General features: G+C 60.0%; 1 protein-coding gene. It reads right to left on the bottom strand.

Annotated features, from left to right (window positions below):
- The coding region (locus HMPREF3056_RS12405) for a ferritin (RefSeq protein WP_070754972.1) at window positions 1-380 on the bottom strand (380 nt) is incomplete at its 3' end.
- Between the last annotated feature and the right edge of the window lie 55 nt (window positions 381-435).

The raw sequence follows: 435 nt of genomic DNA on the forward strand, positions 1-435 counted from the left end.
ACCTGCTCCTCGAGGAACCAGTTGATGAGGGCGCGGGAATCGAGATCCCCGGCGGCATCCGCGGTGCGGGCGATCTCCCGGATCTGCTCCGAGACCTTCTGCTCATGCGCGAGGGAGGCCTCAAAGGCATCGAGCGGGGTGGCGGCCTTGACGGAGCCGACCTGGATATCCCCCAGCTCGACGCGGTAGCCGCGGTCCAGCAGGTGCTCAGCAAATTTCTGTGCGTGCTCGCGCTCTTCCTCTGCCTGCTTGAAGAACCAATCGCGCATGCCCGGGAAGGACAGGTTGTCCATCTCGTAGGCCAGCTGGGTGTAAATCAGGGCTGCGCCGTGCTCGTTGATGACCTGCTCGTTAAGGAGGGTTTGCAGCTTCTCGTCCATGAAAGTGATTCCTTTCGTCTGTTTGGTGTTACCCACAATACAGAAAAAATTCGGG

The organism is Corynebacterium sp. HMSC056F09 (genome assembly GCF_001815785.1).
Taxonomy (GTDB): Bacteria; Actinomycetota; Actinomycetes; order Mycobacteriales; family Mycobacteriaceae; genus Corynebacterium; species Corynebacterium hiratae.